The sequence below is a fragment of the Pseudomonas sp. PS01303 genome (assembly GCF_029959385.1).
Taxonomy (GTDB): Bacteria; Pseudomonadota; Gammaproteobacteria; order Pseudomonadales; family Pseudomonadaceae; genus Aquipseudomonas; species Aquipseudomonas rustica.
In genome coordinates, this window is the sequence record NZ_JASCPK010000015.1 from 24,887 (window position 1) to 50,688 (window position 25,802).

Annotated in this window: 12 protein-coding genes; 6 read left to right on the forward strand and 6 right to left on the reverse strand. The window is 60.4% G+C overall.

The features are described from left to right. Positions 1-25: 25 nt before the first annotated feature. The 3 genes from QMX93_RS07615 to QMX93_RS07625 form a co-directional block, all read right to left on the reverse strand. Entirely contained in the window at positions 26-1,549 is a 1,524-nt protein-coding gene (locus QMX93_RS07615) for a hypothetical protein (protein ID WP_282354225.1), read from the reverse strand. Between the two features lie 121 nt (positions 1,550-1,670). After that, complete coding sequence (locus tag QMX93_RS07620) at positions 1,671-2,495, reverse strand: alpha/beta fold hydrolase (protein WP_282354227.1); 825 nt, start codon at positions 2,493-2,495, stop codon at positions 1,671-1,673. Between the two features lie 193 nt (positions 2,496-2,688). Next, complete coding sequence (locus tag QMX93_RS07625; protein ID WP_282354230.1) at positions 2,689-15,687, reverse strand: non-ribosomal peptide synthetase; 12,999 nt, start codon at positions 15,685-15,687, stop codon at positions 2,689-2,691. 371 nt (positions 15,688-16,058) lie between these two features. Between QMX93_RS07625 and QMX93_RS07630 the strand changes: the two genes are divergently transcribed. Beyond that, entirely contained in the window at positions 16,059-16,613 is a 555-nt protein-coding gene (locus QMX93_RS07630) for an RNA polymerase factor sigma-70 (protein WP_053122228.1), read from the forward strand. 110 nt (positions 16,614-16,723) lie between these two features. Here the strand turns inward: QMX93_RS07630 and QMX93_RS07635 are convergent, their stop codons facing one another. The 3 genes from QMX93_RS07635 to QMX93_RS07645 form a co-directional block, all read right to left on the reverse strand. Next, positions 16,724-17,737 (reverse strand): GNAT family N-acetyltransferase, encoded by a 1,014-nt coding sequence (locus QMX93_RS07635; RefSeq protein ID WP_282354232.1) that lies wholly within the window; start codon positions 17,735-17,737, stop codon positions 16,724-16,726. A gap of 87 nt (positions 17,738-17,824) precedes the next feature. Continuing rightward, positions 17,825-18,622 (reverse strand): transporter substrate-binding domain-containing protein, encoded by a 798-nt coding sequence (locus tag QMX93_RS07640; RefSeq protein WP_282354233.1) that lies wholly within the window; start codon positions 18,620-18,622, stop codon positions 17,825-17,827. A 91-nt stretch (positions 18,623-18,713) separates the two neighbouring features. Continuing rightward, a complete protein-coding gene (locus QMX93_RS07645) occupies positions 18,714-19,337 on the reverse strand; it encodes a TetR/AcrR family transcriptional regulator (RefSeq protein ID WP_282354236.1) in 624 nt (207 codons plus the stop codon). A gap of 185 nt (positions 19,338-19,522) precedes the next feature. Here QMX93_RS07645 and QMX93_RS07650 point away from each other — a divergent pair, with 185 nt between their 5' ends. From QMX93_RS07650 to QMX93_RS07670, 5 genes are read left to right on the forward strand one after another with little or no spacing between them, the layout of a single operon-like run. Beyond that, entirely contained in the window at positions 19,523-21,307 is a 1,785-nt protein-coding gene (locus tag QMX93_RS07650) for an acyclic terpene utilization AtuA family protein (protein ID WP_282354239.1), read from the forward strand. Positions 21,308-21,319: 12 nt separating this feature from the next. Then, on the forward strand, positions 21,320-22,189 hold the full coding sequence (locus tag QMX93_RS07655) for an SDR family oxidoreductase (protein ID WP_053122238.1): 870 nt from the start codon (positions 21,320-21,322) through the stop codon (positions 22,187-22,189). A gap of 3 nt (positions 22,190-22,192) precedes the next feature. Further along, positions 22,193-23,809: a geranyl-CoA carboxylase subunit beta gene (atuC, locus tag QMX93_RS07660; RefSeq protein ID WP_053122241.1), complete on the forward strand. Its 1,617-nt coding sequence runs from the start codon at positions 22,193-22,195 to the stop codon at positions 23,807-23,809. 31 nt (positions 23,810-23,840) lie between these two features. After that, entirely contained in the window at positions 23,841-24,998 is a 1,158-nt protein-coding gene (atuD, locus tag QMX93_RS07665; protein ID WP_282354242.1) for a citronellyl-CoA dehydrogenase, read from the forward strand. Continuing rightward, the gene (locus QMX93_RS07670; protein ID WP_282354244.1) at positions 24,995-25,792 is read left to right on the forward strand and encodes an enoyl-CoA hydratase-related protein; all 798 of its coding nucleotides are present in this window, start codon (positions 24,995-24,997) and stop codon (positions 25,790-25,792) included. The genes atuD and QMX93_RS07670 overlap by 4 nt, the downstream gene beginning before the upstream one ends. Positions 25,793-25,802 lie beyond the last annotated feature (10 nt).

Here is a 25,802-nt window from a genome sequence, read left to right on the forward strand (position 1 = left end):
AGCGGGCTTTTTTTGGCTTAAAGGATCAACCACACATTGTGAAAAAGTCCAGAAAGCTATAGTCCTGCGCCACAACTTGCATGCTCTTGATTCGAGATTGGTCAGGGGCGACGAAATCGATCAATTGATGCAGATCGCCTCCTTCGTTTATCCCGTGATATTCACGCGTTCCCAAAATATCACCATTGATATCGAAATACGTTACGACACCCTTATGGTGCAGATGGGCCCACGTGAACGAAATCCGCTCGTAATCCGCCTGAAAATCAAACTGAATGCGTTGGGGTGGCGTGGTCATGCTCGAGTTAATGCACATGCCAAAAGAAAGTTGTTCAATGAACCCGACGGTGGTGTAGCCATAACGCATGATGCCTGCCGGTTCTGCGCCCTCAACCAACTTGATCGACATGGTGGGTAAATTGAATGTGTAATCGTCAGCGACACTGACAAGTTTCACCTCCTGATCATCAAAATTTTCTACATGAACATAGCGCTGCTTCTGCACTGTCACTCGAGTAATCGGTGAAGGTCGCTCGATGTCATCGCGCTCGACCATGTAGCTCACTTCGACCGTATTACCCTCATTGGCGGCCACTGCCGATGCGCTTACGGCAACTTCAACAGTCCCTTCAGCATTACCATGAACAGTTGCCAGCTCAGGCGAACCGTCTCCCGGAGTGCCACGCCAAAACGGCTTGATCTTGTCAGTCAAGCGCATGCCGTCGTACTTGATAACGATGGTCACTTTTTCCGAGACCAGTTCCGGGTTCAGCACACCGTTCAACGTCTGTTCGACGGTAGGTGCCGGTAAATCGGTATCTGACTTCAGCAAAATATTGGTCCAGCGTGGCAATTCATGCGCGGTCTCAATATTCGAGCCTTTGTCGTACGTAACAAACGTCTTCAGCGTCAAAGCCGATTTATCGTCGAGTCCACTCAACCAGCTTCGATCAATGGTCAATTCCAGACCGTTGCTGACCTCCTCGGAGGTCACTTGCCGCGCCGTGACCAATTCCAGCGTTTCATGGGTAGGATAATTGCGTTGCCCGACTACGCTGATCCACATGTGCTGCCCCAGTTCGATGAGCCACCAAGGGGCAAGCTGCACACGCGCGTTACCTGAGAACCTGCGCATGTCCAGAAATACAGTACCTTCGATCATGACGACATCGGGTAACCGCGGCTCCGGCAAATCGGCGGGGGGAATGTGTTCTACGGTCAGATCGAGTTTGTGAGAAAGCATCACGTCCCCGCCCGAACTTGCCTCATACCAAACCTGCACGGTTTTACCGACAGATAGACCAACGAGCGACGCTGAAATAAACACCTCTGCGGGAAGTGAAGCGCCCTTTGACTGGGTGGTAAATTCCTCGATATGGCCGGGCCGTGCCCAAAAGAGCCGGACAGTATGTGCGGTACTGAGCCCCGGAAAATCAATTCGTACAGTTGTACCGCTCAACGCCTTGCCAGGGGACAAAGTCGAGTTGTACGACGCATCTACTACCAATGGAACCGGAAGTTCAGGATCATTTGCTGATTGATTTGACATGACGACTCTCCTGTCGGCGATCACACGATTCAGCCCACACCGGGCGAAGCCATTTGATGCCTGTTCGAGAGAGCCGCGCTACTGTCAGAGTTGACAGTAGCGCGGGATGCAGAAAGGTGGTTCAGGCGATGGAACGCTTCTGTTCAGACAAAAAGGCAATCAACACCTCCGTCACAAACTGCGCATTCTCCAGATTGGAGATATGCCCCGCTTCCGGCACCAGCGCCCACGGGCAACCAATCAACGCGGCCATTTCCTTGGCCTCTGACAGTGGGCGCGGTTTGTCCTGATCGCCGCACAGCACCAGCGTGCTGGCAGCGTTCAATTCGCCCAGACGCGGCAACAAATCTTCGCGGCCAAAGGTGATGCGCCCCATCGGCACGATGCTTTCGCGCAGGCGATCTGCGCTGTACGCCGCCAGTTTCGCGCGGAATGCCTGATACAGCGGCGACTGCGGATCGATGCCCGGGCGGAAGAAGATCGGTACGACGATGTCGAGCAGTTGCTCGGAGATTTCGCCGGTGTCTTCGATTTGCTTGAACAGCGAGAAATAGTACTGGCGGGTAGGTTCCGGTTCGACGCCGAGGTAGGTGTCCATCAGCACCAGCCCGTTGATCCGCTGCGGTGCCGCCAGCGCGAGACGTGCGCCCCACATTCCGCCGACCGACAATCCGACGAGAGTGACCTGATCAATCTGTAGATGATCGAGCAAGGCCTGCGCCTGCCCGGCGATGTCGTCCAGGGAGGCGGTGCCTTCCGGTAGCCGGCCTGACTCGCCGTGGCCCCACAGATCGAGGGCGATCACCCGGTAGTGTGGCGATAGCGCGGCGATCTGCGGCGCCCACATGGCCTGATCCCACAGATAGCTGCCGGCGAGCAGTACCGCCGGGCCGGTGCCTTGATCAATGTAATGCAGCGCTTGTCCGTCAACCGTAAAGAAGGGCATCGATTCACCTGCGCGGTAAAAAACAGAACCGGCAGACTGAGCTGCCGGTTGGTTGTCGTCAATCGGGGAAATGATGCGGTTTGTGTTGAAGTCGCTGACGCCTGAAAGCAAAAAGATCGCAGCCTGCGGCAGCTCCTACAAGGAAACGCGATGTTCTCTGTAGGAGCTGCCGCAGGCTGCGATCTTTTGATCTTTACAGTCCTTCCAGCTCCGCCATCAGATCATTCAACCGATCCACCTTCTCCTCGGTAATGTCACTCGCCGCCAGCCCATCAATGTACTCGGCCAACTCCTCCACCGTGCTGCACTCGAACATCGCCCGCAGCGGCACATCTCGTTGCAAGGATTTCTGCACACGCGAAGCGATCTGCGTGGCCAGCAACGAATGCCCGCCCAGTTCGAAGAAGTTATCGCGCACACCGACCTGCTCGACCTTCAACACCTCGGCCCAAATGTCCGCCAGCGTCTGCTCCAGCTCATTGCGCGGCGCCAGGTAATCCTGACTCTGCAGTTGACCGATCTCCAGCGCCGGCAAGGCTTTGCGATCAAGTTTGCCGTTGGCATTCAGCGGCAGTTGATCGAGCCACAACCAGTGCAACGGCACCATGTATTCCGGCAGTTCGGCGCGCAGACGCTGCTTGATCCGCTCAAGGCGTTCGCTCGAATTCAACGCGGAGTCTGCTGCGACGAGATAACCAACCAAGTGCTTGCCGTTGACGCCCTCCTGCACACCGACTGCGCCATCGCGCACTTCCGGCTGTTCATGCAGACGCGCTTCGATCTCACCCAGCTCAATCCGGTAACCACGAATTTTCACCTGATGGTCGACGCGGCCAACGTACTCCAACACACCATCGCTACGCCGCCGCGCCAGGTCACCGGTGCGATACAGACGCTCGCCCGGCGCGCCGAACGGGTTCGGTACAAACACTGGCGCGGTGCGTAGCGGATCGCTGACATAACCGCGACCGACGCCCGTGCCCGCCACACACAACTCACCCACCGCACCCAACGGCACCAGTTCCAGCGCGCCATCGAGCAGATAGAGCAAGTTATTGTCGGTCGGTGTGCCGATCGGCAAATAACTGCCGCGCGTCGAGGCCATGTCGACATGGAAGAACGCCACGTCATCGGAACATTCTGCCGGGCCATACGCGTTGACCAGACCAATCTGCGGATAACGCAGCAACCACTGATGCGCCAGCTCCGGCGGCATCGCCTCACCGGTCGGCAACATCCAGCGCAAGCCATCGAGACTCAGGCGATCCGAAGCGAGCATGCCCTGAATCAGCGACGGCACGCTCTCCAGCACGGTGATGCCTTGCGCTTGCACATGCTTCAGCAGACCTTGCGGATCGTGGGCAATCGTATTCGGCACAATGTCCACTCGCGCGCCGAACAGCGGCGCGGCAAGGAACTGCCAGACCGAAATATCGAAGCTCTGCGAAGCGGTCTGCGCGATCACATCGGCGTCACTCAAATTCAGGTACGGCACCTTGCTCAACTGGTTATTGAGCATGCCGCGCTGTTCGACCATCACGCCTTTCGGCAGGCCGGTGGAGCCCGAGGTGTAGATCACGTAAGCGAGGTTGTCCGGGCCGCAGTAAATGCCAGGATTCGTCGCCGACAACGCCAAAGCCTGCACTTCTTCCCAAACCAGAAGCCGTGGACGATTGGCGCAACTGAATTCATCCAGCAAGGTCTGCGCCTGTTCGCGACACGCCTCGCTGCACACCAGCACCGGCGTGCGGCTCAGCTCGATGATGCGTTGCAAACGCTGACTCGGCAGACCCGGATCCAGCGGCAGATAACCCGCGCCCGCCTTGAAGCTGCCGATGATCATGCCGAGCAGGTCGAGATTGCGTTCGGCGAGCAACGCCACCGGTTGATCCGTCTGCACACCCGCCGCGACCAGTGCATGGCCGAGACGGTTGGCGTTGTGGTTCAGCTCGGCATAGCTCTGTTGCTGATCAAGGCACGTCGCGGCGATGCGTTGCGGATGCGCGGTAACCTGCGTTTCGAACAGCGCCACATAGCTCTGCTCCAGCGGATAATCGTGGGCACTCTGGTTGCAACCGTGCAGCAGGAAATCCTGCTCCTCAGCGCCCAGCAGCGGCAGATCAGCCATGTCGCCATGGAAGCCCTCGACCAGCGCCAGCAGCAGACGCTTGAACTCGCCGAGCATGCGCTCGATGGTCGATTCGTCGAAATAACGCTGGTCATACGACAGGTGCAGACCAAGGTCATCGCCCGGGTAGCACACCGCCGTCAACGGGAAGTTAGTGTGGGTTCGTCCGGAGTCCGAGGTCGCGTTCAGGCTCTGCGCGCGATCCAGTACCGAGACTTCCACCGGGGCATTTTCGAAGACGAACAGGCTGTCGAACAGCGGCTGGCCTTTCGGCAATTCGCTTTGTTCCTGGATGTTCACCAGCGGCAGGTATTCGTACTCGCGCAGTTGCATGTTGCTGTCGAGCAAAGCACTGAGCCACTGACGCACGCTGCTGCGTTCATCGTCTGCCGGCATCTGCACCCGCAGCGCGATGCTGTTGATGAACAGACCGACGGTGCGTTGCATCTCCGGCATTTCCACCGGCCGCCCGGCCACGGTGACGCCGAAGAGCACGTCGCGATCACCACTCAGGCGTCGCAGCACCAAGGCCCACGCCGCTTGGGCGAAGGTGTTGATGGTCAACTGATGCGCCTGCGCCAATTCACGCAGACGCGCACCGTCCTCGACTTTGAGGCGGGTGTAGCGGTCGCCGACGATCATGCCGCCGCTTTCACCGGCATGTTCGCGCAGGAACGGACGGTCGCTCGGGATCGGCGTGGTGCGCTCGAACCCTTGCAGGTTCTGCTGCCACCACTGCCGTGCTTCGGCGAGACTCTGGCGTTGCAGCCAGCCGATGTAATCGCGATAACGCGGCGGCACGGCGAGTTGCGCTTTGCGACCTTCACCCAGAGCGGTGTAAATCTCGAAGAAGTCGTTCATCAGCAACGAGCGGCACCAGGCATCGATAAGGATGTGGTGGTTGCTCATCATGAACCAGTAACGCGCCGCGCCGACCTTGATCAGGCGCAGATGGAATGGCGCCTGATTGAGTAGATCGAACCCGGCCTCACGCTCGCTTTTCAGCAAGGCTTGCAGCTTCGGTTCCTGCTCGGTTTCGGCGATGGCGCTCCAGTCCAGATATTCGATTGGTGTGCGACCCGGCGTGTGAATCACTTGCAGCATGTCTTCGCCGACGTTCCAGCAGAACGAGGCGCGCAACGCTTCATGACGGGCGATCACCGCTTGCCACGCCTGGGCAAAACGCTCGGCGTCGAGTTCGCTGTTGATGCGGTAGCGATCCTGCATGTAGTACAGACCGGTGCCCGGTTCGAGCAAGGTGTGCAGCAACATGCCTTCCTGCATCGGCGTCAACGGATAGACGTCTTCGATGTGCGCGGCCGGCACCGGCAAGGCATCAAGTTGCGCCTGAGTCAGTTTGGCCAGCGGGAAGTCCGACGGCGTCAGGCCACCGGCTTCGTCTTGCAGGCAATGGCCGATCAGGCTTTGCAGCTCACCGAGGTACGCATCGGCCAGATCATGGATGGTTTGCGCGTCGTAACGCTCGGCGCTGAACGTCCAGCGCAAGAGCAATTCACCGCCATACACCTGACTGTCGACGCTCAATTCATTCGGCAATGGCGCCTGCGGATCGTGGGCAGCGCCAACCGGCTCATCCAGCGGGCGGAACAGTGCATCGCTGGCGAAGCTCTGGTCGAACTGGCCGAGGTAGTTGAAGGTGACCGGTGCATGCGGCAGCGCCTCCATGCTGCGCTGAGTGAAATCATCGGCCAGATAACGCAGCACGCCATAGCCCAGACCTTTGTGCGGTATCGCGCGCAGTTGCTCTTTGATTGCCTTGATCGAAGCGCCCTGCCCTGCGGCCTCTTCGATGTTGTGCGGGGTCAGGCGCAGCGGGTAAGCACTGGTGAACCAGCCGACGGTGCGAGTCAGGTCGATTTCGTCGAACAGGGTTTCGCGACCGTGGCCTTCCAGTTGAATCAGCGCCGAAGGCTGACCGCTCCAGCGGCACAGCACGCGGGCCAGTGCCGTCAGCAGCAGATCGTTGACCTGCGTGCGATAAGCGGCCGGCGCCTGTTGCAGCAGCTGTTTGGTGTGCTCGGCATCGAGGCGCACGCTGACGGTTTGTGCATGACGATTCTGCTGGCCGCCCTGCGGGTTTTCGCAAGGCAGATCGGCGTTCTGACCGGCCAACTGGGTTTGCCACCAGTTGAGTTCTTCGCGCAGGGATTCGCTACCGGCGTAGGCCTGCAAGCGTGCGGTCCAGTCTTTGAAGGCACTGGTTTTTGCTGGCAGTTTCACCGCTTGCTCGGCGTCGAGTTGGCGGTACACGGTTTGCAAATCGTCGAGCATCACGCGCCACGACACGCCATCGACCACCAAGTGATGAATCGCGATAAACAGGCGTTGCTGAGCTTCCGGGCCGTCGACCAGCACGGCACGCAGCAGCGGGCCTTGCGCAAGGTCGAGGCTGCGCTGCGCATCGGCGAACAGCGCTTCACACTTTTCCATCGACGGCACGCGCACTTGCCACAACACCGCCGCATCCGACACCGGTTGGTGCGTCGCTTGCCACTGGCCGTTGGACTCGGTGAAGCGCAGACGCAGGGCATCATGCTGCTCGATCACCGCCAGCAGCGCTTGCTCCAGACGATGCGGTTGCAGCGCCACGGTTGGCTCCAGCAACAGCGCCTGATTCCAGTGCTGACGCTCCGGAATTTCCGTGTCGAAGAACCAATGCTGAATCGGCGTCAGACGCGATTCACCGGTCACCAAGCCTTGCTCCGCTGTCACTTGTTCGCTGCGGCTGGCTACTGCGGCGAGGGTCTGCACAGTCTGATGCTGGAACAGATCACGCGGGCTGAAATGAATGCCTTGCTGACGCGCGCGGCTGACCACTTGAATCGACAGAATCGAGTCGCCACCGAGTTCGAAGAAATTGTCGTTGAGGCCGACCTGTTCGACATTGAGCACCGCGCACCAGATCTGCGCCAGGGTCTGTTCCAATTCGTTGCTCGGCGCCACGTAATCCTGGCGATTGAGCTCCGGATCCGGCGCCGGCAAAGCACGACGATCGAGTTTGCCGTTGGCGGTCAGCGGCATGCTCGCCAGCAGAATCAGGTGCGTCGGCACCATGTAATCCGGCAGTTGTGTCTTGAGGTGTGACTTGAGGGCTTCGCGCAGTTCAGCCTGTCTGGCTTCGCTTTGCTCGGCGACTTCAGTCACCAGATAGCCCACCAGTTGTTTGCCGCTTGGCGCATCAAGGGCGAGCACCACGGCTTCGCGGATCGAAGCGTGATCAAGCAGACGGGTTTCGATTTCGCCCAACTCGATGCGGAAACCACGAATTTTCACTTGATGGTCGATCCGGCCCAGGTATTCAACCAAGCCATCGCCACGCTGGCGTACCAGGTCGCCAGTGCGGTACATGCGTCCGCCGTCAGCGGCAAACGGATCCGCGACAAAACGCTCAGCAGTGATGCCCGGACGATCGTGATACGCCTGCGCCAGACCCGCGCCGCCGACGAACAATTCACCGGTCGCGCCCTGTGGCACCAGCGCCAGATCGGCGTCAAGAATGTACGCAACACGCGCGCCAATCACGCTGCCGATCGGCACACTGCCCGCACCCTCTTCCAGCACCTCCGGCGCCAGACTGGCCAGCGGCATGACCACGGTTTCCGTCGGGCCGTAAGCGTTGAAAAACATCGCCGGTTTGAACGCTGCACGAATGCGTTGCAGGTGCTCTCCGGTCAGCGCTTCACCGCCGGTGATGATCATCCGCACCGGCAGGATCTCGTTTTGCGTAGAGAGGAACTGCGCCAACTGGCTGCCGTAGCTCGGGGTGAAACCGAGCACGTTGATTTTATGCTTGCGGATCAAACCACAGATTTCTTCCGCGTCCCACTGACCTTGCGCACGCAGCACCACTTGCGCGCCGCTGAGCAGCGGCACCAACAAACGCTCAGTCGCCGCATCGAAGTTGATCGAATAGAAGTGCAGTTCGCAGTCGTCCGGGCGCATGCCAAACCGCTGGATCACGGCCTGACAGTGCATGGCGACTTCGCCGTGGGAAACCACCACGCCTTTCGGCTTACCGGTCGAACCCGAGGTGTAAATCAGGTAGGCCTGATGCTGCGGCAGGCTGATAAACGGCAGCTCAGTGGCCGGGTAATCGGCGAGCGCCGCGCTGTCGTCTTCCAGGCACCAACGCGCCACGCTCGGAGGCAGATCGCCGAGCGCTTTAAACATCGCGCGATCACTGAGCAGCAGCCCAATGCGGCTGTCTTCAATCATGTAATGCAGACGGTCGAGCGGGTATTCCGGATCCAGCGGCACATAAGCGCCGCCGGCCTTGAGAATCGCCAGCAGGCCGATGACCATTTCCAGCGAACGCTCCAGTGCCAGGCCTACGCGCACTTGCGGGCCGACGCCACGCGCCCGCAACGCCCAGGCCAGACGATTGGCACGCGCGTCGAGTTCGGCGTAGCTCAAAGTCTGCCCGGCGAAAGTCAGGGCCGCTGCGTCTTTGCGCGCCAGTGCCTGTTCGGCGAAGAGGTGATGAATGCACTGGTCGAGACGATGCTCGCCCGGCTCGATGCCGAGGCTGTCGAGCAGTTGCTGTTGCTCGGGCGCGTCAAGCAGCGGCAATTCACTGAGGCGCTGTTGCGGATCGGCGATCAACGCTTCGAGCAAGTTGCGCCAATGTCTGGCCATGCGCGCGATGGTCGGCTCATCGAACAAATCGGTGCTGTACGTCAGGCAGCAACCGAGACGATGGTCGAGGTCGGTGACTTCCAGGTTGAGGTCGAACTTGGTCGCCCGCGCATCGTTGGCCAGATATTCGACGGTCATCCCGGCGAGCATGCGGCTTTGCTGAAATTCCCAGCGCTGCACATTGCACATCACCTGGAACAGCGGGTTGTACGCGGCACTGCGCGGCGGCTGCAAGGCTTCAACCAGATGATCGAACGGCAGATCCTGGTGCGATTGCCCTTCGATCACCGTGTGGCGAACCTGCTCGAACAATTCGCCGACCGACATCATGCCGTCGAGCTGGCAACGCAGCACTTGGGTGTTGAGGAACGCACCGATCAGCCCTTCGCTTTCCGGCCGAATACGGTTGGCCACCGGCGCGCCGATGCGCAGATCGGTCTGCCCGCTGTAGCGGTAAAGCAGCGTGGCGAGCGCGGCGGTCATGGTCATGAACAAGGTCAGACCGTTTCGCGCGTTGAACGCACGAACCCGCGTCGCGAGGTCGTCGCTCAGGTCGAAACGGAACAGCTCGCCCTGGTGGCTTTGCACCGGCGGACGCGGGCGGTCGCCGGGCAATTCCAGCAACGGATGTTCGCGACCGAGTTGCGCCGTCCAGTAATCGAGTTGGCGCTGTCGCTCGCCGGATTCCAGCCAGTTGCGCTGCCAGACGCTGTAGTCGAGGTACTGCACCGGCAGCGGTTGCAGCGGCGAATCGCGGTCGTCGACAAACGCTTCGTACAGTGCGCTGAGTTCGCGGGCGAAGATATCCATCGCCCAGCCTTCGGTGACGATGTGGTGCAGGGTCAGCACGAAGTAATGCTCGTGCTCGGCGGTCTTCACCAGACAGGCGCGCAGCAGCGGGCCAGTTTCCAGATCGAACGGCAGATGCGCTTCTTCATCGGCGAATTGCTGAACCTGTTGCTCGCGCTGATCGGCGGCAATTTTCGAGAAATCCTTCCAGCCCATGCGCACGCCGGTCTCGGCATGCACCTGTTGACGGGCGATGCCATCGACGCTCGGGAACGTCGTGCGCAGGGTTTCGTGGCGCAGCATCAGCGCTTGCAACGCAGCCTCGAAACGCTCGACGTGCAACACGCCACGCAGGCGCGCCATGCCACCGACGTTGTACGCCGGGCTGTCCGGTTCCATCTGCCAGAGGAACCACATGCGCTGTTGCGAGTACGACAGCGGCACTGGTTTACTGCGGTCGACTTTGGCGATTGGCGGCTGCTTGTTGGTGCGGCCACTGACCTGAATCAAGCGAATCTGTTCGGCGAAATCACCGAGTTCGCTGTGCTCGAACAACGCGCGCAGCGGCAGCTCGACGTCGCAGGCCTGACGGGTGCGCGAGATGATTTGCGTGGCCAGCAGCGAGTGGCCGCCGAGGGCGAAGAAGTCGTCGCGCTGACCGACCAGGCTCAGGCCAAGGACTTCGCGCCAGATCGCGGCGATTTGCTGTTCCAGCTCAGTCACTGGTTCGACGTGTTCACGCACTTGCCATTGCGGCTCGGGCAAGGCACGGCGGTCGAGTTTGCCGCTGGGGCTGAGCGGCATAGCGTCGAGGCGCATCAGTTGCGCCGGCACCATGTATTCCGGCAGTTCGGTGGCGAGTGCGGTTTTCAGACGAGCGATTTGTTCGTCGTGATGTTCACTGGCATCGGTCGCGGTGAAGTAGCCGATCAGTTGCGCGCCGGCAGCGGTTTCGCGCACCAGCACCACGGCTTGGGCGACGCCGTCCTGAGCGAGTAACCGCGCTTCGATTTCTTCCGGTTCGACACGGAAACCACGCAGTTTGACCTGCTGATCGAGGCGACCGAGGTATTCGATCACGCCGTCAGACGTCCAGCGCGCGCGGTCGCCAGTGCGGTACAAACGTGCGCCATGCTCGCCCAATGGATCAACGACAAAACGCTCGGCAGTCAACGAAGGACGACCGAGGTAACCGCGAGCCAGACCAATGCCGCTGATGCACAACTCACCCGGCACACCGGCCGGTACAAGATTGAGATCAGCGTCGAGCACGCGGCAAATCACGTTGCCCAGCGGCCGGCCAATCGGCGAACGCTCGCCATCTGCAGTGCTGCAATGCCAGTGGGTGACGTTGATCGCGGTTTCGGTCGGGCCGTAACGGTTGTGCAATTGCACCGCCGGCAGTTGCGCCAACACGCGGTTGCGCAGTTCAGCGGGCAGCGCTTCACCACCGGAAAAAACGCGGCGCAGGCTGGTGCATTCGGCGCTCAGCGGTTCGTCGATGAACAGCGAAAGCAGCGGCGGTACAAAGTGCAGCGTGGTCACGCCGTGTTCTTGCACCAATTGGGCGATGCGATGCGGATCGCGGTGTTCGCCAGGGCCGGCAATCAGCAGGCGCGCGCCAGTGATCAACGGCCAGAAGCATTCCCACACCGAGACGTCGAAACTGATCGGCGCCTTTTGCATCAGCACATCGGTTTCATTCAACGCGTAAGCGCTCTGCATCCATTGCAGACGTTCGGCCAGTGCCGCATGCGTATTGCCGACGCCTTTCGGCTGGCCGGTGGAGCCCGAGGTGTAAATCACGTAGGCGAGGTTGTCGCCATGCAAGTGCAGACCCGGGGCCTGGCTCGGCCAGTTTTCCAGGTGCAGGGCGTCCATGGCGATCACGCTGACGCCGTCGCTGGCCGGTAAACGGCCGAGCAGTTCGGTCTGGGTCAGGAGCAATTCGACGCCGCTGTCGCTGAGCATGTAAGCCAGGCGATCAGCCGGGTATTCCGGATCCAGCGGCACGTAAGCGCCGCCGGCCTTGATGATCGCCAACAGGCCGATCAACAGTTGTGGCGAACGCTCGGCGGCGATGGCCACGCAAACGTCCGGGCCGACACCTTTGTCGCGCAGATAGTGCGCGAGGCGGTTGGCTTGCATGTGCAGTTCGGCAAAATCGAGGCTACCGCCCTCCCACACCAGCGCGGTGCGTTGCGGGGTTTGCCGCGCTTGTTCGGCGAGCAGTTCGGGCAGCCATTGTTGTGCCGGGGCGCACGGCGCGACGCTCCAGTTTTTCTGCTGATCGTGTTCGCCGACGGTGAGCAATTGCAAATCGCCGATGGCTTGTTCTGGACGTTCGCAGACGGCGCGCAGCAGGTTGCTGAAATGCTCGGCCAGTCGCGCGATAGTCGCGGCGTCGAACAGTTCGTTGGCGTAGTCGAAGGACAACGTCAGGCGACCATTACGGTCTTCTTCGCTGTGCAGTTGCAGGTCGAACTTGGCTTCGCGGCTGTGCCACGGCAACTCTTCGGCGAGCAGACCCGGCAGGCGCTTCAGCGCACTGAGGTCGCGTTGCTGGTGATTGAACATGATCTGGAACAGACCTTGTTCGCGGGCCTGCGGGAAAGCTTCGAGCAGTTGTTCGAACGGCAGATCCTGATTCGCCTGTGCGCCGAGTGTGGCCTGGCGGGTTTGCGCCAGCAGCTCAACGAATGGCAGGCGCGAATCGATCTCGGCGCGCAGCACTTGGGTGTTGATGAAGAAGCCGATCAGGCTTTGAGTTTCCAGGCGCGGACGGTTGGCGTTGGGCACGCCGATGCGAATATCACGCTGACCGCTGTAGCGATGCAGCAGGCTCTGGAACGCCGAGAGCAACAGCATGAACGGTGTCGATTGATGCGCTTGCGCTGTGTTGCGAATCGCCTCGCTGAGGCTGACGTCCAGACGCACGGTGTGACGTGCAGCGCTGTGTTTGTGTTGCGCCGAGCGCGGATGATCGGTGGCCAGTTCCAGCACTGGATGCTCGTCGCCCAACTGCGCTTTCCAGTAAGCCAGTTGCCGCTCGCCCTCGCCTTGCGCCAGCCATTGGCGCTGCCAACTGCCGTAGTCAGCGTATTGGGTTGGCAGCGGCGCGAGGTTGGCCGTTGCGCCTTGCGAGGCCGCGGCGTACAGGCGCGAGAACTCGTCGATCAACACGTTCAGCGACCAACCGTCAGCGATGATGTGGTGCATCGTCACCAGCAGTTGATGATCTTCGTCATCGAGACGGATCAGCGTCACCCACAGCAGCGGGCCTTTCTCCAGATCGAACTGAGTGCGGGCTTCGTCGTCGCGGATCTGCTGCGCGCGGCCTTCGCGTTCATCGGCTGGCAGGTCGCTGATGTCGATCAACTGCAGGTTGAAATCGGCTGCCGCATCGACTTGTTGCAGAGCTACGCCGTCACGTTCAAAGAAACGCGTGCGCAGGGATTCGTGGCGCTCGATCAATTGCTGGAAGCTGGCGCGCAGTGCGTCTTCATCGAGTTCGCCACGCAAGCGCAGGCCGCCGGGAATGTTGTAGGCGCTGCTGTGCGGGTCGAGTTGCCAGGTGATCCACAAGCGGTTTTGCGCCAGCGATTGCGGCATCGGCTCGGAACGTGACAGCGCGGTGATTTCACCTTGCGCGCTGCCGCCGTCCTGTTGTTGCTGGGCGACTGCGGCGGCAAACGCGGAGAGGGTCGGCGCTTCGAACAGCAGGCGAAGGCTCAGCTCCAGACTGAGTGCTTCGCGAACACGGGCGATCACTTGCGTGGCAGCGATCGAGTTGCCGCCGAGCAGGAAGAAGTGATCGTCGGCGTTGACCTGTTTGACGTTGAGTTGCTCAGCCCAGATTTTGCCGATCAGCGTTTCAAGTTCGGAGGCGCTGGCTATCGATTCTTGAGTTTCAGAGACGCTCGACGGGAACACCGCGTAGCTGTCGAGGCTGCCATCGGCCAGACGATTGCGACACGCTGAGCGCTGCAATTTGCCGCTGGAGGTTTTCGGCAGTGCGCCGGGATTGAGCAACACGACCACGCTCGGCGCTTCTTGATACGCCTCGGCCACGGCTTGGCGAATGGCTTTGATCAACGCTTCCGGCGGCAGGATTTTCTGCACGCTGCGGCTGATTTCTGCAGCGATGCCAATACCCTCTTCGCCATTCTGATTGATCGCGAATGCAGCGACGCGGCCCTTGCGCACCACTTCAACTTCACGCTCGACGGTTTGCTCGATGTCCTGCGGATAGAGGTTGTGGCCGCGCACGATGAGCATGTCTTTCAGGCGACCGGTGATGAACAGTTCGCCGTTGCGGATAAAACCCAGGTCGCCAGTGCGCAGCCAGGTGCGGCCAGCGTGCTGCACGAAGGTTTTGGCGCTGGCTTCGGGGTTGCGCCAGTAACCGAGGGCAATGCTCGGGCCGGTCGCCCAGACTTCGCCGACGGCATTGTCGGCGAGTTCTACGAGCGTGTTGGGCTCAACGATCAGCACCGCGTGCTCAGGCTGGCTGATACCGCAACTCATGATCGGGGAACCATCGCCCGGCTCGGCACGATTTTGCGCCAACGCTTGATCGTCCACGCGCAGTGCAGGAATGCCGGTGCCGCGTGGGGTGCCGGCGACGAACAGCGTGGCCTCGGCCAGACCGTACGAGGCCATGAAACTGTCATCGCTGAAACCGCTCGCCGCGAACTTGTCGGCGAAGCGTTCAAGGGTGTCGAGGCGGATCGGTTCGGAACCGGAATAGGCCACGCGCCAGCGGCTCAGGTCGAGACGCTCCAGCGCCGATTCGCTGACCCGTTCGCTGCACAAACGGTAAGCGAAATCCGGCCCGCCGCTGATGGTGCCGCCGTATTGGCTAACCGCTTCGAGCCAGCGAAGGGGCCGACCGAGGAAGTACGCCGGCGACATCAGAATGCACGGCACGCCGCTAAAGATCGGTTGCAGCAGACCGCCGATCAACCCCATGTCGTGATACAGCGGCAGCCAACTGACGATCACATCATCCGGGTTCACATCAATGCCGAAACCGTGGCGGATTAACAGTTCGTTGGCGACCAGATTACCGTGGCTGACCTGCACGCCTTTGGGCAACGCGGTCGAGCCGGAGGTGTATTGCAGGAAGGCGATGTGCTCTGGCGGCAGGTTCGGTTCAAGCCATTTTTCGGCCAGCGCATTGTCGAGTGTGTCGACGCACAACAGCGGCGGCGCGCCTTCGATCTGCTGCAAGGCGTCGCGCAGGTCGGCGCTGGTCAGCAGCAGACGCGGTTCGGCGTCGGCGATGATCGACAGCAAACGTTCCTGATGGTGTCGGCGCGCCGATTCCGGCGGATACGCCGGCACTGCGATCACGCCCGCGTACAGGCAACCAAAAAACGCCGCGACGTAATCCGGGCCGCTGGGAAACAACAACACCGCGCGATCACCAAATCCCGCCTCAGCCTGCAATGCGGCAGCAATCGTGCGCGCGCGTTGATCGAGTTCGCGATAGCTGAGCACCACAGCCTGTTCTTCGTTTTCGGCAAGAAAACGCAAGGCCAGTTGATCCGGCGTCAGGGCCGCGCGGCGCTGGAGGGCTTGGACCAGAGTGCTGGGGATGTCGAACGCGTCGGTCATGAGGTTTCCTGCCTGAAGTCGGCTTGCTGAGTGGAATCGGGTTGCTGCGTCACGCCCTCAAGGGCATGCAGGGCGCGGTCTGTGCCGACCGCGCAAGGCTGCGGAATGCTGTCTGGTCGGGGTTCGGTACCCGGAACCATTCACCAATGAGAACGGATGACGTCTTGAAATAATTAGTCGGCAGGCTGGATCGCCAACGGGGCTGGGATGCGGCGGCGTGTCGCAGTTCTCACAACGCACCAATTTGTATCATTAGTTCTCTTTCTCAATTGACAATCATTATCATTCAACATAATTTGTCGCTCGATGTGTAGGACGGCCCCGTCCCCCCGAGGCGTCCCACTAACCTATTTGGCAGCAAGGTGATTTCCATGACGGAACCAGTATCCACAAGCAGGTGCGATTCACCGCTACTTCAGGCATTCGTCGACAATCGACTGATTCTGGTCAAGATTGCAGCCCGCATTACCGGCTGCCGGTCACGTGCCGAAGACGTGGTGCAGGATGCGTTTTTCCGACTGCAATCGGCGCCACCGATCACGTCGTCGATCAAGGCGCAACTGAGTTATCTGTTCCAGATCGTGCGCAACCTGGCCATCGATCACTACCGCAAACAGGCGCTGGAGCAGAAATACTCAGGCCCTGAAGAGGAAGGGCTGAACGTGGTCATTCAAGGTGCTTCGCCGGAAACCTCGCACATCAACTTCTCCACCCTGGAGCACATCGCCGACGCACTGACCGAGCTGCCCAGCCGCACTCGCTACGCGTTCGAGATGTACCGCTTGCACGGTGTGCCGCAAAAGGACATCGCCAAGGAACTCGGTGTTTCGCCGACCCTGGTCAACTTCATGATTCGCGATGCGCTGGTGCACTGCCGCAAAGTGTCGAGCAGTCGTCGGGATGTGGTGATTGCGGGGCGTCGCTGAGACCGGGTCGACAGATAGAAAAAGATCGCAGCCTTCGGCAGCTCCTACAGGGGAACGCATTCCAAATGTAGGAGCTGCCGAAGGCTGCGATCTTTTGCTTTCAGATCACCTCAAGCCAACTTGCACCGATCAAAAAACCGCTCACGCCCCAGAATCATCAGCGCCGCACGCTTGTGCGGGAAGTCGAATTCCTTCTCGCAGTGGAAGCACTGGTTCTGCATGTGGCCAATCATCTTCGCGTTATCGGCACGCGGTTCGGCGACCACGCGCTGGGTGCGCGGATCATCCAGAAACAAGTAATGCACCAGCGCCGATAACCAGCTCGCGACTTTGTGCGGGCCACGGTGATCCTCCTCCCCCACCAGCATGTGAATGCCCCGGTCGTAATCGTCGGCATCGTAGAACGGCGCGATACGATCTTCCTTGGCCCAATAAGCTTCGAAGTAGGCGAACGGCTGATCATCGAAACAGCCGATCAAGGTCAGTGTGTGCGGGTCGGCGTCGAGTTTGCTCAGGTATTCGCGATGCTTCTCGATGCTGCCTTCTTCCTGCCAGAAACTGGCGACACGCGGGCTGTTCTGCCAACGGTTGAAGCGCGGCAGATCCTCTTCGATTTCCACCGTGCGCAGGGAAATCCACGCGCCCAGCCGCGCATCGAAACGCCGATAGACTTCACCGCGCGGTTTCACCGGTCGCAGTGGATGGCGCTTGCCAGCGCTGATGACCATTTGCTGCGGATAGCTGCCGGTCAGCGACGTACCGAGCCACGGTTGCGGCAGTTGCCAGAACAACGTGCGCTCGCAGCGATATTCACCGGCCACCTCGGTGCTCACCAGCAAACCGCTGAGCAAGGCTTCGGTTGGCGGTTGATCGAGTTGCCAGGTCAATTGCTGGCATTCGGGATCGCGGGCGAATAGCCAATAACAGGCTGCCCACAGCGCTTGCCCCGGCGGCAAGGCGAAACGCTCATCGATCTGGATCGGCCCTTTGGCCTCGCGATCGAGGCGCAGGCGAATCAATGGTTGCCCGTCCAGGCTCAGGCTCAGACGGCTTTCGGTGGCATCGGCTACCAGTTGGCTGCCCGAAGGCAAAGACAAGGCAGTCAGGTCATTCAGATTGGACATGGGGCGGGCTCACGATAATCGTCGACAGTTCAACGATGGGACGTGATCCGGCAGGGGAAATTTAGGCTTGGCAGAGAAATCGGTGCCTCAGTGATGCGGCACTGGCACCACAACAATCTTGTACGGATCGAAGATTTTCAGCATCTCGCCGTTGTCGCGCAGGCCTTGCAGCAGCTTGCCGAACGCCTCGCCGGTGATCGGCGCGGCAGGACGCAGAATCGCATAGTGGTGGTAAACCTGATCAATGCGTTGCGATACCAGCAACTCGTCGCGAACCTTCTCGTTGCGCAGCAGGTAATCGCTCAGATAGGAGCGCGTCACCAGAGCAATGTCGGCGCGCCCGCGCAGCACCATCAGCAGGTTGCTGTCGTGGGAATAGGTCAGGGTGGCGTTGAAATTCTGCGCGAGGAATTTCGGGTCGGCGTTGAAGTTGGCGAACTCATAGTGATAGCCGCTGAACAACGCCAGACGCTTGCCTTTAAGGTCAGCGAAATAGTTCTGCTGGCGACCGTCTTCACGTTGCACGACGAAAATCTCGGCGTCTTCAAGGCCCATGTCGACGTCAGTGTGAGGGATTTCCTTCCAGCCCCAATCAGGGTTCTCGAAGATCGCCATGTCGATCCGGCCTTGCTTGAAATCACCGAAACGCCGCGGGATCGAAGTCGGCACGAGGATGAATTGATAGTCTTTTTGCAGGCGGTTCAGCGACTCGACCAATTGTGGCAGCAGACCGGTGTCGGCACCGTTTTCCGGGCGGATGGTGTACGGCGGAAAGTGCGCGGCGCCCACTCGAACCAGTTGCGCTGCTTGCGCAGGCAACAACCAGAATGCCGCCAGCGCTGCGAGCATCACGCCCGACGCCGTCCGAATTGGCGAAGACTTCAAAACACCCCACTCCCCGAAAAATACCGATCAATGCATTCAAGCTAGGCGGTTTCGCCCAGTTAGCCAGTTTCACCGCCTGATAGAAAGCGTCTCAGCGCTCTTCAAGCACCAGAATCAGCGCCTCATCCGCCAGTTGATCGAGGCTCAGACTGCCGCCGGCACGGAACCAGGTGGTCGTCCAGGACAACGCACCGGTGAGAAAACGTCGAGTGATAAACACGTCGCCGCGAATAAACCCGGCCTCTTTGGCTTCGCCGAGCACCTCTAGCCAGAGGTCTTCGTAGACATCGCGCAGCGCTAGCACTTTGGCTTGGCCCTCTTCGGACAACGAACGCCATTCATACACCAGCACCGCCATCGCTTCGCCGCTGCCGCCCATGATCGACTGCAATTCGCAGCGGATCAGCGCCAGCACCCGCTCACGCACATTGTTCGCATCGGCGAGCGCGGCGCGCATCAGTGCCGTGTTGTAACGGATGGTTTCTTCCATCACCGCCCGGAGAATTTCGTCCTTGCTTTTAAAGTGATGAAAAATACTCCCCGACTGAATCCCCACCGCACCGGCCAGATCGCGCACCGTGGTGCGTTCGTAGCCTTTATTACGGAACAGGTGAGCCGCCACTTGCAGCAGTTTGCCGCGCGCGCTGTCCGGGTCGGTCAACTGGCCGTCGTCGACCAATTCGCGCATGACCCTCAGGGCTTTTTGCTCGTCCACCCGTTCTCTCCTACAGTCGATCAGTCTGTTGCCCCCTGAAACCGCAGGGTTGCGCGCAATTTAAGCCGCCAACGGCAACCAAGCAAGCGCTTGGGCAGAAGATAGTGTTTCGCTGTTTACAAACCAAGCGCTTGCTTGGTAGCCTCCAGACACTTCTGTCGCAGGTTGCTGAGTCGGAGATAAAAATGCCCACCACCGTTCGCATCGGATGCGCCAGTGCATTCTGGGGAGACACGTCGACCGCCGCCGCGCAGTTAGTCGACGGCGGCAAACTGGACTATCTGGTCTTCGACTATCTGGCCGAAATCACCATGTCGATCATGGCCGGCGCGCGTATGAAAAACCCGCAGGCCGGGTTCGCCAGCGACTTCATCGAAGTCCTCACGCCGCTGCTGCCACAACTGGCCGAGCAGAATATCCGCGTCATCAGCAACGCCGGCGGGGTCAACCCGCAAGCCTGCGCTGCGGCCCTGCAAGCGGCCTGCGACAAGGCCGGCATCCCACTGAAAATCGCCGTGTTGCTCGGCGATGACCTGCAACCACAATTCAAACAACTCAGCGGCATCACTGAAATGTTCAGCGCCGCCCCGTTGCCGCCGATGTGCGTGTCGACCAATGCCTACCTCGGTGCGCCGGGCATTGTCGAAGCGTTGCGACTGGGCGCCGATATCGTCATCACTGGCCGTGTGGTCGACAGCGCCGTGGTCAGCGCCGCGCTGGTGCACGAATTCGGCTGGTCGTGGCACGACTACGACAAACTCGCCCAAGCCGCACTGGCCGGGCACATCATCGAATGCGGCGCGCAATGCACCGGCGGCAATTTCACCGACTGGCGCGACGTGCCGGATTACGAACACATCGGTTTTCCAATCGTCGAAGTCAGCGCCGACAGCCAATTTATCGTCAGCAAACCGGAAGGCTCTGGTGGACTGGTCACACCGCTGACCGTCGGCGAGCAAATGCTTTACGAAATCGGTGATCCGCAGGCCTATCTATTGCCCGACGTCGTCTGCGATTTCACCGAGGTCAAACTTCAACAGCAAGGCAAAAACGCGGTGCACGTACACGGTGCCAAAGGCCTGCCGCCGACGGATAAATACAAGGTCAGCGCCACCTGGCCGGACGGCTTTCGCTGCACCGCCAGTTGCCTGATCGCCGGTATCGATGCCGTTGAAAAAGCGCAGCGCGTCAGTCAGGCAATCATCGACAAGACCGCGGAAATGTTCAGCCAGCGCGGCTGGGCGCCCTACAGCGAAACCCACATCGAACTGCTCGGCAGCGAAGCCACTTACGGCCCGCACGGGCAACGTCGCGACAGCCGCGAAGTGGTGATCAAACTCGCCGTGCGGCACCCGAGCAAACAGGCGCTGATTCTGTTCTCCCGGGAAATCGCCCAGGCCGCGACCGGCATGGCGCCGGGGCTGACCGGCATCGTCGGCGGACGGCCAACCGTGTATCCGCTGATCCGTTTGTTCTCATTCCTGATCGATAAAAACGCCTGCACCTTGCAGATCGATCTGGCCGGTGAACGCCATTCTTGCGCCCTGCCCTCGTTGGTCGCGCTCGACAGCGAAGACTTGCCGATTGCCCAGCAACCGCCGAAACCTCAGGGCCGCGCCGATGCCAGCGTGGCACTGGTGAAACTGGCCGTGGCGCGCTCCGGTGACAAGGGCAACCACAGCAACATCGGCGTGCTGCCGCGCAAACCCGAATATCTGCCGTGGATCGCCGAAGCGTTGACCCCGGCAGTGATCGTCGACTGGATGAGCCACGTGCTCGACCCGATCCACGGCCGGGTCGAACGCTGGTATCTGCCCGGCACCCACAGCCTCAACTTTCTTTTGGAAAACGCCCTCGGCGGTGGTGGCGTGGCCAGTCTGCGCATCGACCCGCAAGGCAAAGCCTTCGCCCAGCAATTATTGGAAATCCAGATCCCGGTGCCGCAGAGCATCGCCGAACAGCTCGACTAGAGGATGGTGTGCATGGCTTACGCGTCGATTTTCAATGCCGAGCTGTTCAGCGGCCAAACCATCATCGTCACCGGTGGCGGCAGCGGCATCGGCCGATGCACCGCGCATGAACTGGCAGCGCTCGGCGCCAACGTGTTGCTGGTCGGGCGCAAACCGGAAAAACTGGAAAAGGTCGCCGCCGAAATTGCCGAGGACGGCGGCCGCGCGCATTGGCAGGCCTGCGATATTCGTGATGAAGAAGCCGTAAAACAACTGGTCAAGGAACTGATCGCCGAGCACGGGCCGATTCATGGTCTGGTCAACAACGCTGGCGGCCAATACCCGTCGCCGCTGGCTTCGATCAATCAGAAAGGTTTCGAAACCGTGCTGCGCACCAATCTGGTCGGCGGTTTTCTGATGGCGCGGGAAGTGTTCAACCAGTCGATGAGCAAGCACGGCGGCAGCATCGTCAACATGCTCGCCGACATGTGGGGCGGCATGCCCGGCATGGGCCACTCCGGCGCGGCGCGTTCGGGCATGGACAACTTCACTAAAACCGCCGCGTTCGAATGGGGTTATGCCGGGGTGCGGGTCAATGCGGTGGCGCCGGGCTGGATCGCCTCCAGCGGCATGGACACTTACGAAGGCGCGTTCAAAGCGGTGATTCCGACCCTGCGCGAGCATGTGCCGCTCAAGCGCATTGGCACCGAATCGGAAGTCAGCGCAGCGATTGTATTTTTGCTCAGTCCGGCGGCGGCATTTATTAGCGGCAGCACATTGAAAATTGATGGTGCGGCCAGCCTCGGCAGCCGTGCGTGGCCGTTGCACAAAGCGACTCACAGCGAGTCGTTCAATGGCTTCCATCGCGCCTACCTTCCAGACGTGCTGAAGGACAAGGAGTAAACCATGCCGCAGATCCAGTCCCAACTCGATCCGCACAGCGAGGCCTTTGCCCGCAACCGTGCGGCGATGCTCGTGGCCATCGAGCAAGTGCAGCAACTCGAACAAAACCTGCTGAACAAAGCCGCCGAAGCCAAAGCCAAATTCGACAAGCGCGGACAGTTACTGCCGCGCGAACGCCTGAATCTGTTGCTCGATCCCGGCGCACCGTTTCTCGAACTGGCAAGTCTCGCCGGCTACAAGTTGCATGACGACAAGGACGGCAGCTCGGCCGGTGGCGGGCTAATCGCCGGTATCGGTTATGTCTGCGGCATCCGCGCCATGGTCGTGGCCAACAACAGCGCGATCAAGGGCGGCACGATCTCGCCGAGCGGTTTGAAAAAATCCCTGCGCCTGCAACAGATCGCTCAGGAAAACAAACTGCCGGTGATTACCCTCGCCGAAAGCGGCGGCGCCAACCTCAATTACGCGGCGGATATTTTTGTCGAAGGTGCGCGCAGTTTTGCCAACCAGGCGCGGATGTCGGCGATGGGTTTGCCACAGATCACCGTGGTGCACGGCTCAGCCACGGCGGGCGGCGCTTATCAGCCGGGGCTGTCGGATTATGTGGTGGTGGTGCGCGGCAAGGCCAAGCTGTTTTTGGCCGGCCCGCCGTTACTCAAAGCGGCCACGGGGGAAGTCGCCACCGATGAAGAACTCGGCGGCGCCGAGATGCACGCGCAGGTCGCCGGCACGGCTGAATACCTGGCGGAAAACGATGCCGACGGCGTGCGTCAGGTGCGTGAAATTCTGCGAATGCTGCCGTGGAATGAACAACTGCCATGGCTGCCGGAGCCGCAATACAAAGAGCCGCTCTACCCCATCGAAGAACTGCTCGGCTTGATTCCCGACGATCCGAAAAAACCTTACGACGTGCGGGAAATCATCGCGCGCATCGCCGACGAATCCTGCTTTCTGGAATTCAAGGGCGAGTTCGATCAGCAAACCCTTTGCGGGCAATTGAAGATTCAGGGTCGCGCCTGCGGTTTCATCGGCAACAACGGTCCGATCACGCCGAACGGGGCGAGCAAAGCGGCGCAGTTCATTCAGCTGTGCGATCAGAGCCAGACGCCGTTGCTGTTTTTCCACAACACCACCGGTTTCATGGTCGGCACCGAATCGGAACAGCAAGGCGTGATCAAACACGGCTCGAAACTGATTCAAGCGGTGGCCAACGCGCGGGTGCCTAAACTGACCATCGTCGTCGGCGGCTCCTACGGTGCCGGGAACTATGCGATGTGCGGACGCGGTCTCGATCCGCGCTTTATCTTTGCCTGGCCGAACAGCCGCACCGCTGTAATGGGCGGCGCGCAGGCCGGTAAAGTTCTGCGCATCGTTACCGAAGCCAAACAGCTCAAGGACGGTTTGACGCCGGATCCGAAAATGCTCGACATGCTTGAACAGGTCACCGCGCAGAAACTCGACAGCCAGTCCACCGCGCTCTATGGCAGCGCCAATCTGTGGGACGACGGGCTGATCGATCCACGCGATACGCGCACCCTGCTCGGCTATTTGCTGGACATCTGCCACGAAGCCGACATTCGCACGCTGCAACCCAACAGCTTCGGCGTCAGCCGGTTCTGATCGCCACGGATCTTACGGAGAACAATAAAAAATGATCTTCACCCCGGAACACGAAGCCCTGCGCCGTACCGTCCGCCAGTTCGTCGAGCACGAGATCAATCCGCACGTCGATGAATGGGAAAAGGCCGGACGCTTTCCCATCCACGAGATCTTCCGCAAGGCCGGCGACCTCGGTTTTCTCGGTATTTCCAAACCGGAAAAATTCGGCGGCATGGGTCTCGATTACAGCTATTCGATTGTCGCCGCTGAAGAGTTCGGCACCATTCATTGCGGCGGCATTCCGATGTCGATCGGCGTGCAGACCGACATGTGTACGCCCGCCCTCGCCCGTTTTGGTTCCGATGACTTGCGCGAAGAGTTTCTGCGTCCGGCGATCACCGGCGAGCAGGTCGGCTGCATCGGCGTTTCCGAGGTCGGCGCTGGCTCCGACGTCGCCGGGCTGAAAACCACCGCGCGCAAGGACGGCGACGACTACGTGATCAACGGCAGCAAGATGTGGATCACCAACTCGCCGAGTGCTGATTTCATTTGCCTGTTGGCCAACACTTCGGACGATAAACCGCACATCAACAAGTCGCTGATCATGGTGCCGATGACCACGCCGGGCATCAGCCTGAGTTCGCACCTCGACAAGCTCGGCATGCGCAGCTCGGAAACCGCCCAGGTGTTTTTCGACAACGTGCGCGTGCCGCAGCGCAATCGCATCGGCCACGAAGGCGCCGGGTTCATGATGCAGATGCTGCAGTTTCAGGAAGAACGCCTGTTCGGCGCGGCGAACATGATCAAGGGCCTTGAGTACTGCGTCGACAGCACCATCGAGTACTGCAAGGAGCGCAAAACCTTCGGCAATGCACTGATCGACAACCAGGTGATCCACTTCCGCCTCGCCGAACTGCAAACCGAAATCGAATGCCTGCGCTCGCTGGTCTATCAAGCCACCGAGCAGTACGTGAAAGGCCAGGACGTCACGCGCCTGGCGTCGATGGCCAAGCTTAAGGCCGGGCGTCTGGGCCGCGAAGTCAGTGACAGCTGCCTGCAATATTGGGGCGGCATGGGCTTCATGTGGGACAACCCGGTGGCCCGCGCCTATCGCGATGTGCGGCTGGTGTCGATTGGCGGCGGCGCCGACGAAATCATGCTGGGGATCATCTGCAAACTGATGGGCATCCTGCCGGGGAAAAAGAAATGAGCAGCCTGCCGGAATGCCAGACGCTGTTGCTGGAACTGCATGGCGGCGTGCTGCACATCACCCTCAATCGCCCGGATAGCCGCAATGCGATGAGCCTGCAAATGGTCAGCGAATTGCGTGCGGTGCTGGCGTCGGTACGCGAGGATCGCAGCGTTCGCGCTCTGGTGCTCAGCGGCGCCGGCGGGCATTTCTGTGCCGGGGGCGACCTCAAGGACATGGCCAATGCCCGTGCTCAGGGTGCGGATGCTTACCGTGAGTTGAATCGTGCGTTCGGGGCTTTGCTGGAAGAAGCGCAGCACGCGCCGCAAGTGCTGATCACGGTGCTGCAAGGCGCGGTGCTCGGCGGTGGTTTTGGGCTGGCGTGTGTCAGCGATATTGCGATTGCCGATCATCAGGCGCAATTCGGTTTGCCGGAAACCAGCCTGGGTCTGCTGCCGGCGCAGATCGCGCCGTTTGTGGTGCAGCGCATTGGCCTGACCGAGGCGCGGCGACTGGCGCTGACCGCCGCACGTTTTGACGGGCAGCAGGCACGCCGTTTGGGGTTGGTGCATTTTGTCGAGCAAGATGCGCAGGCGCTGGCGGAGCGACTGGATGAGGTACTGCAACACGTGCTGTGTTGTGCGCCGGAGGCGAATGCGCTGACCAAGAAATTGTTGTTGGCGAGTGCCGGGCAGCCTTCGAGTGAATTGCTTGATGAGGCGGCGCAGTGGTTTAGCGAAGCGGTGACCGGAGAAGAAGGGATCGAGGGCACCATGGCTTTTGTGCAGAAGCGTAAACCGCGGTGGGCCACCTGAAAGCATCGCG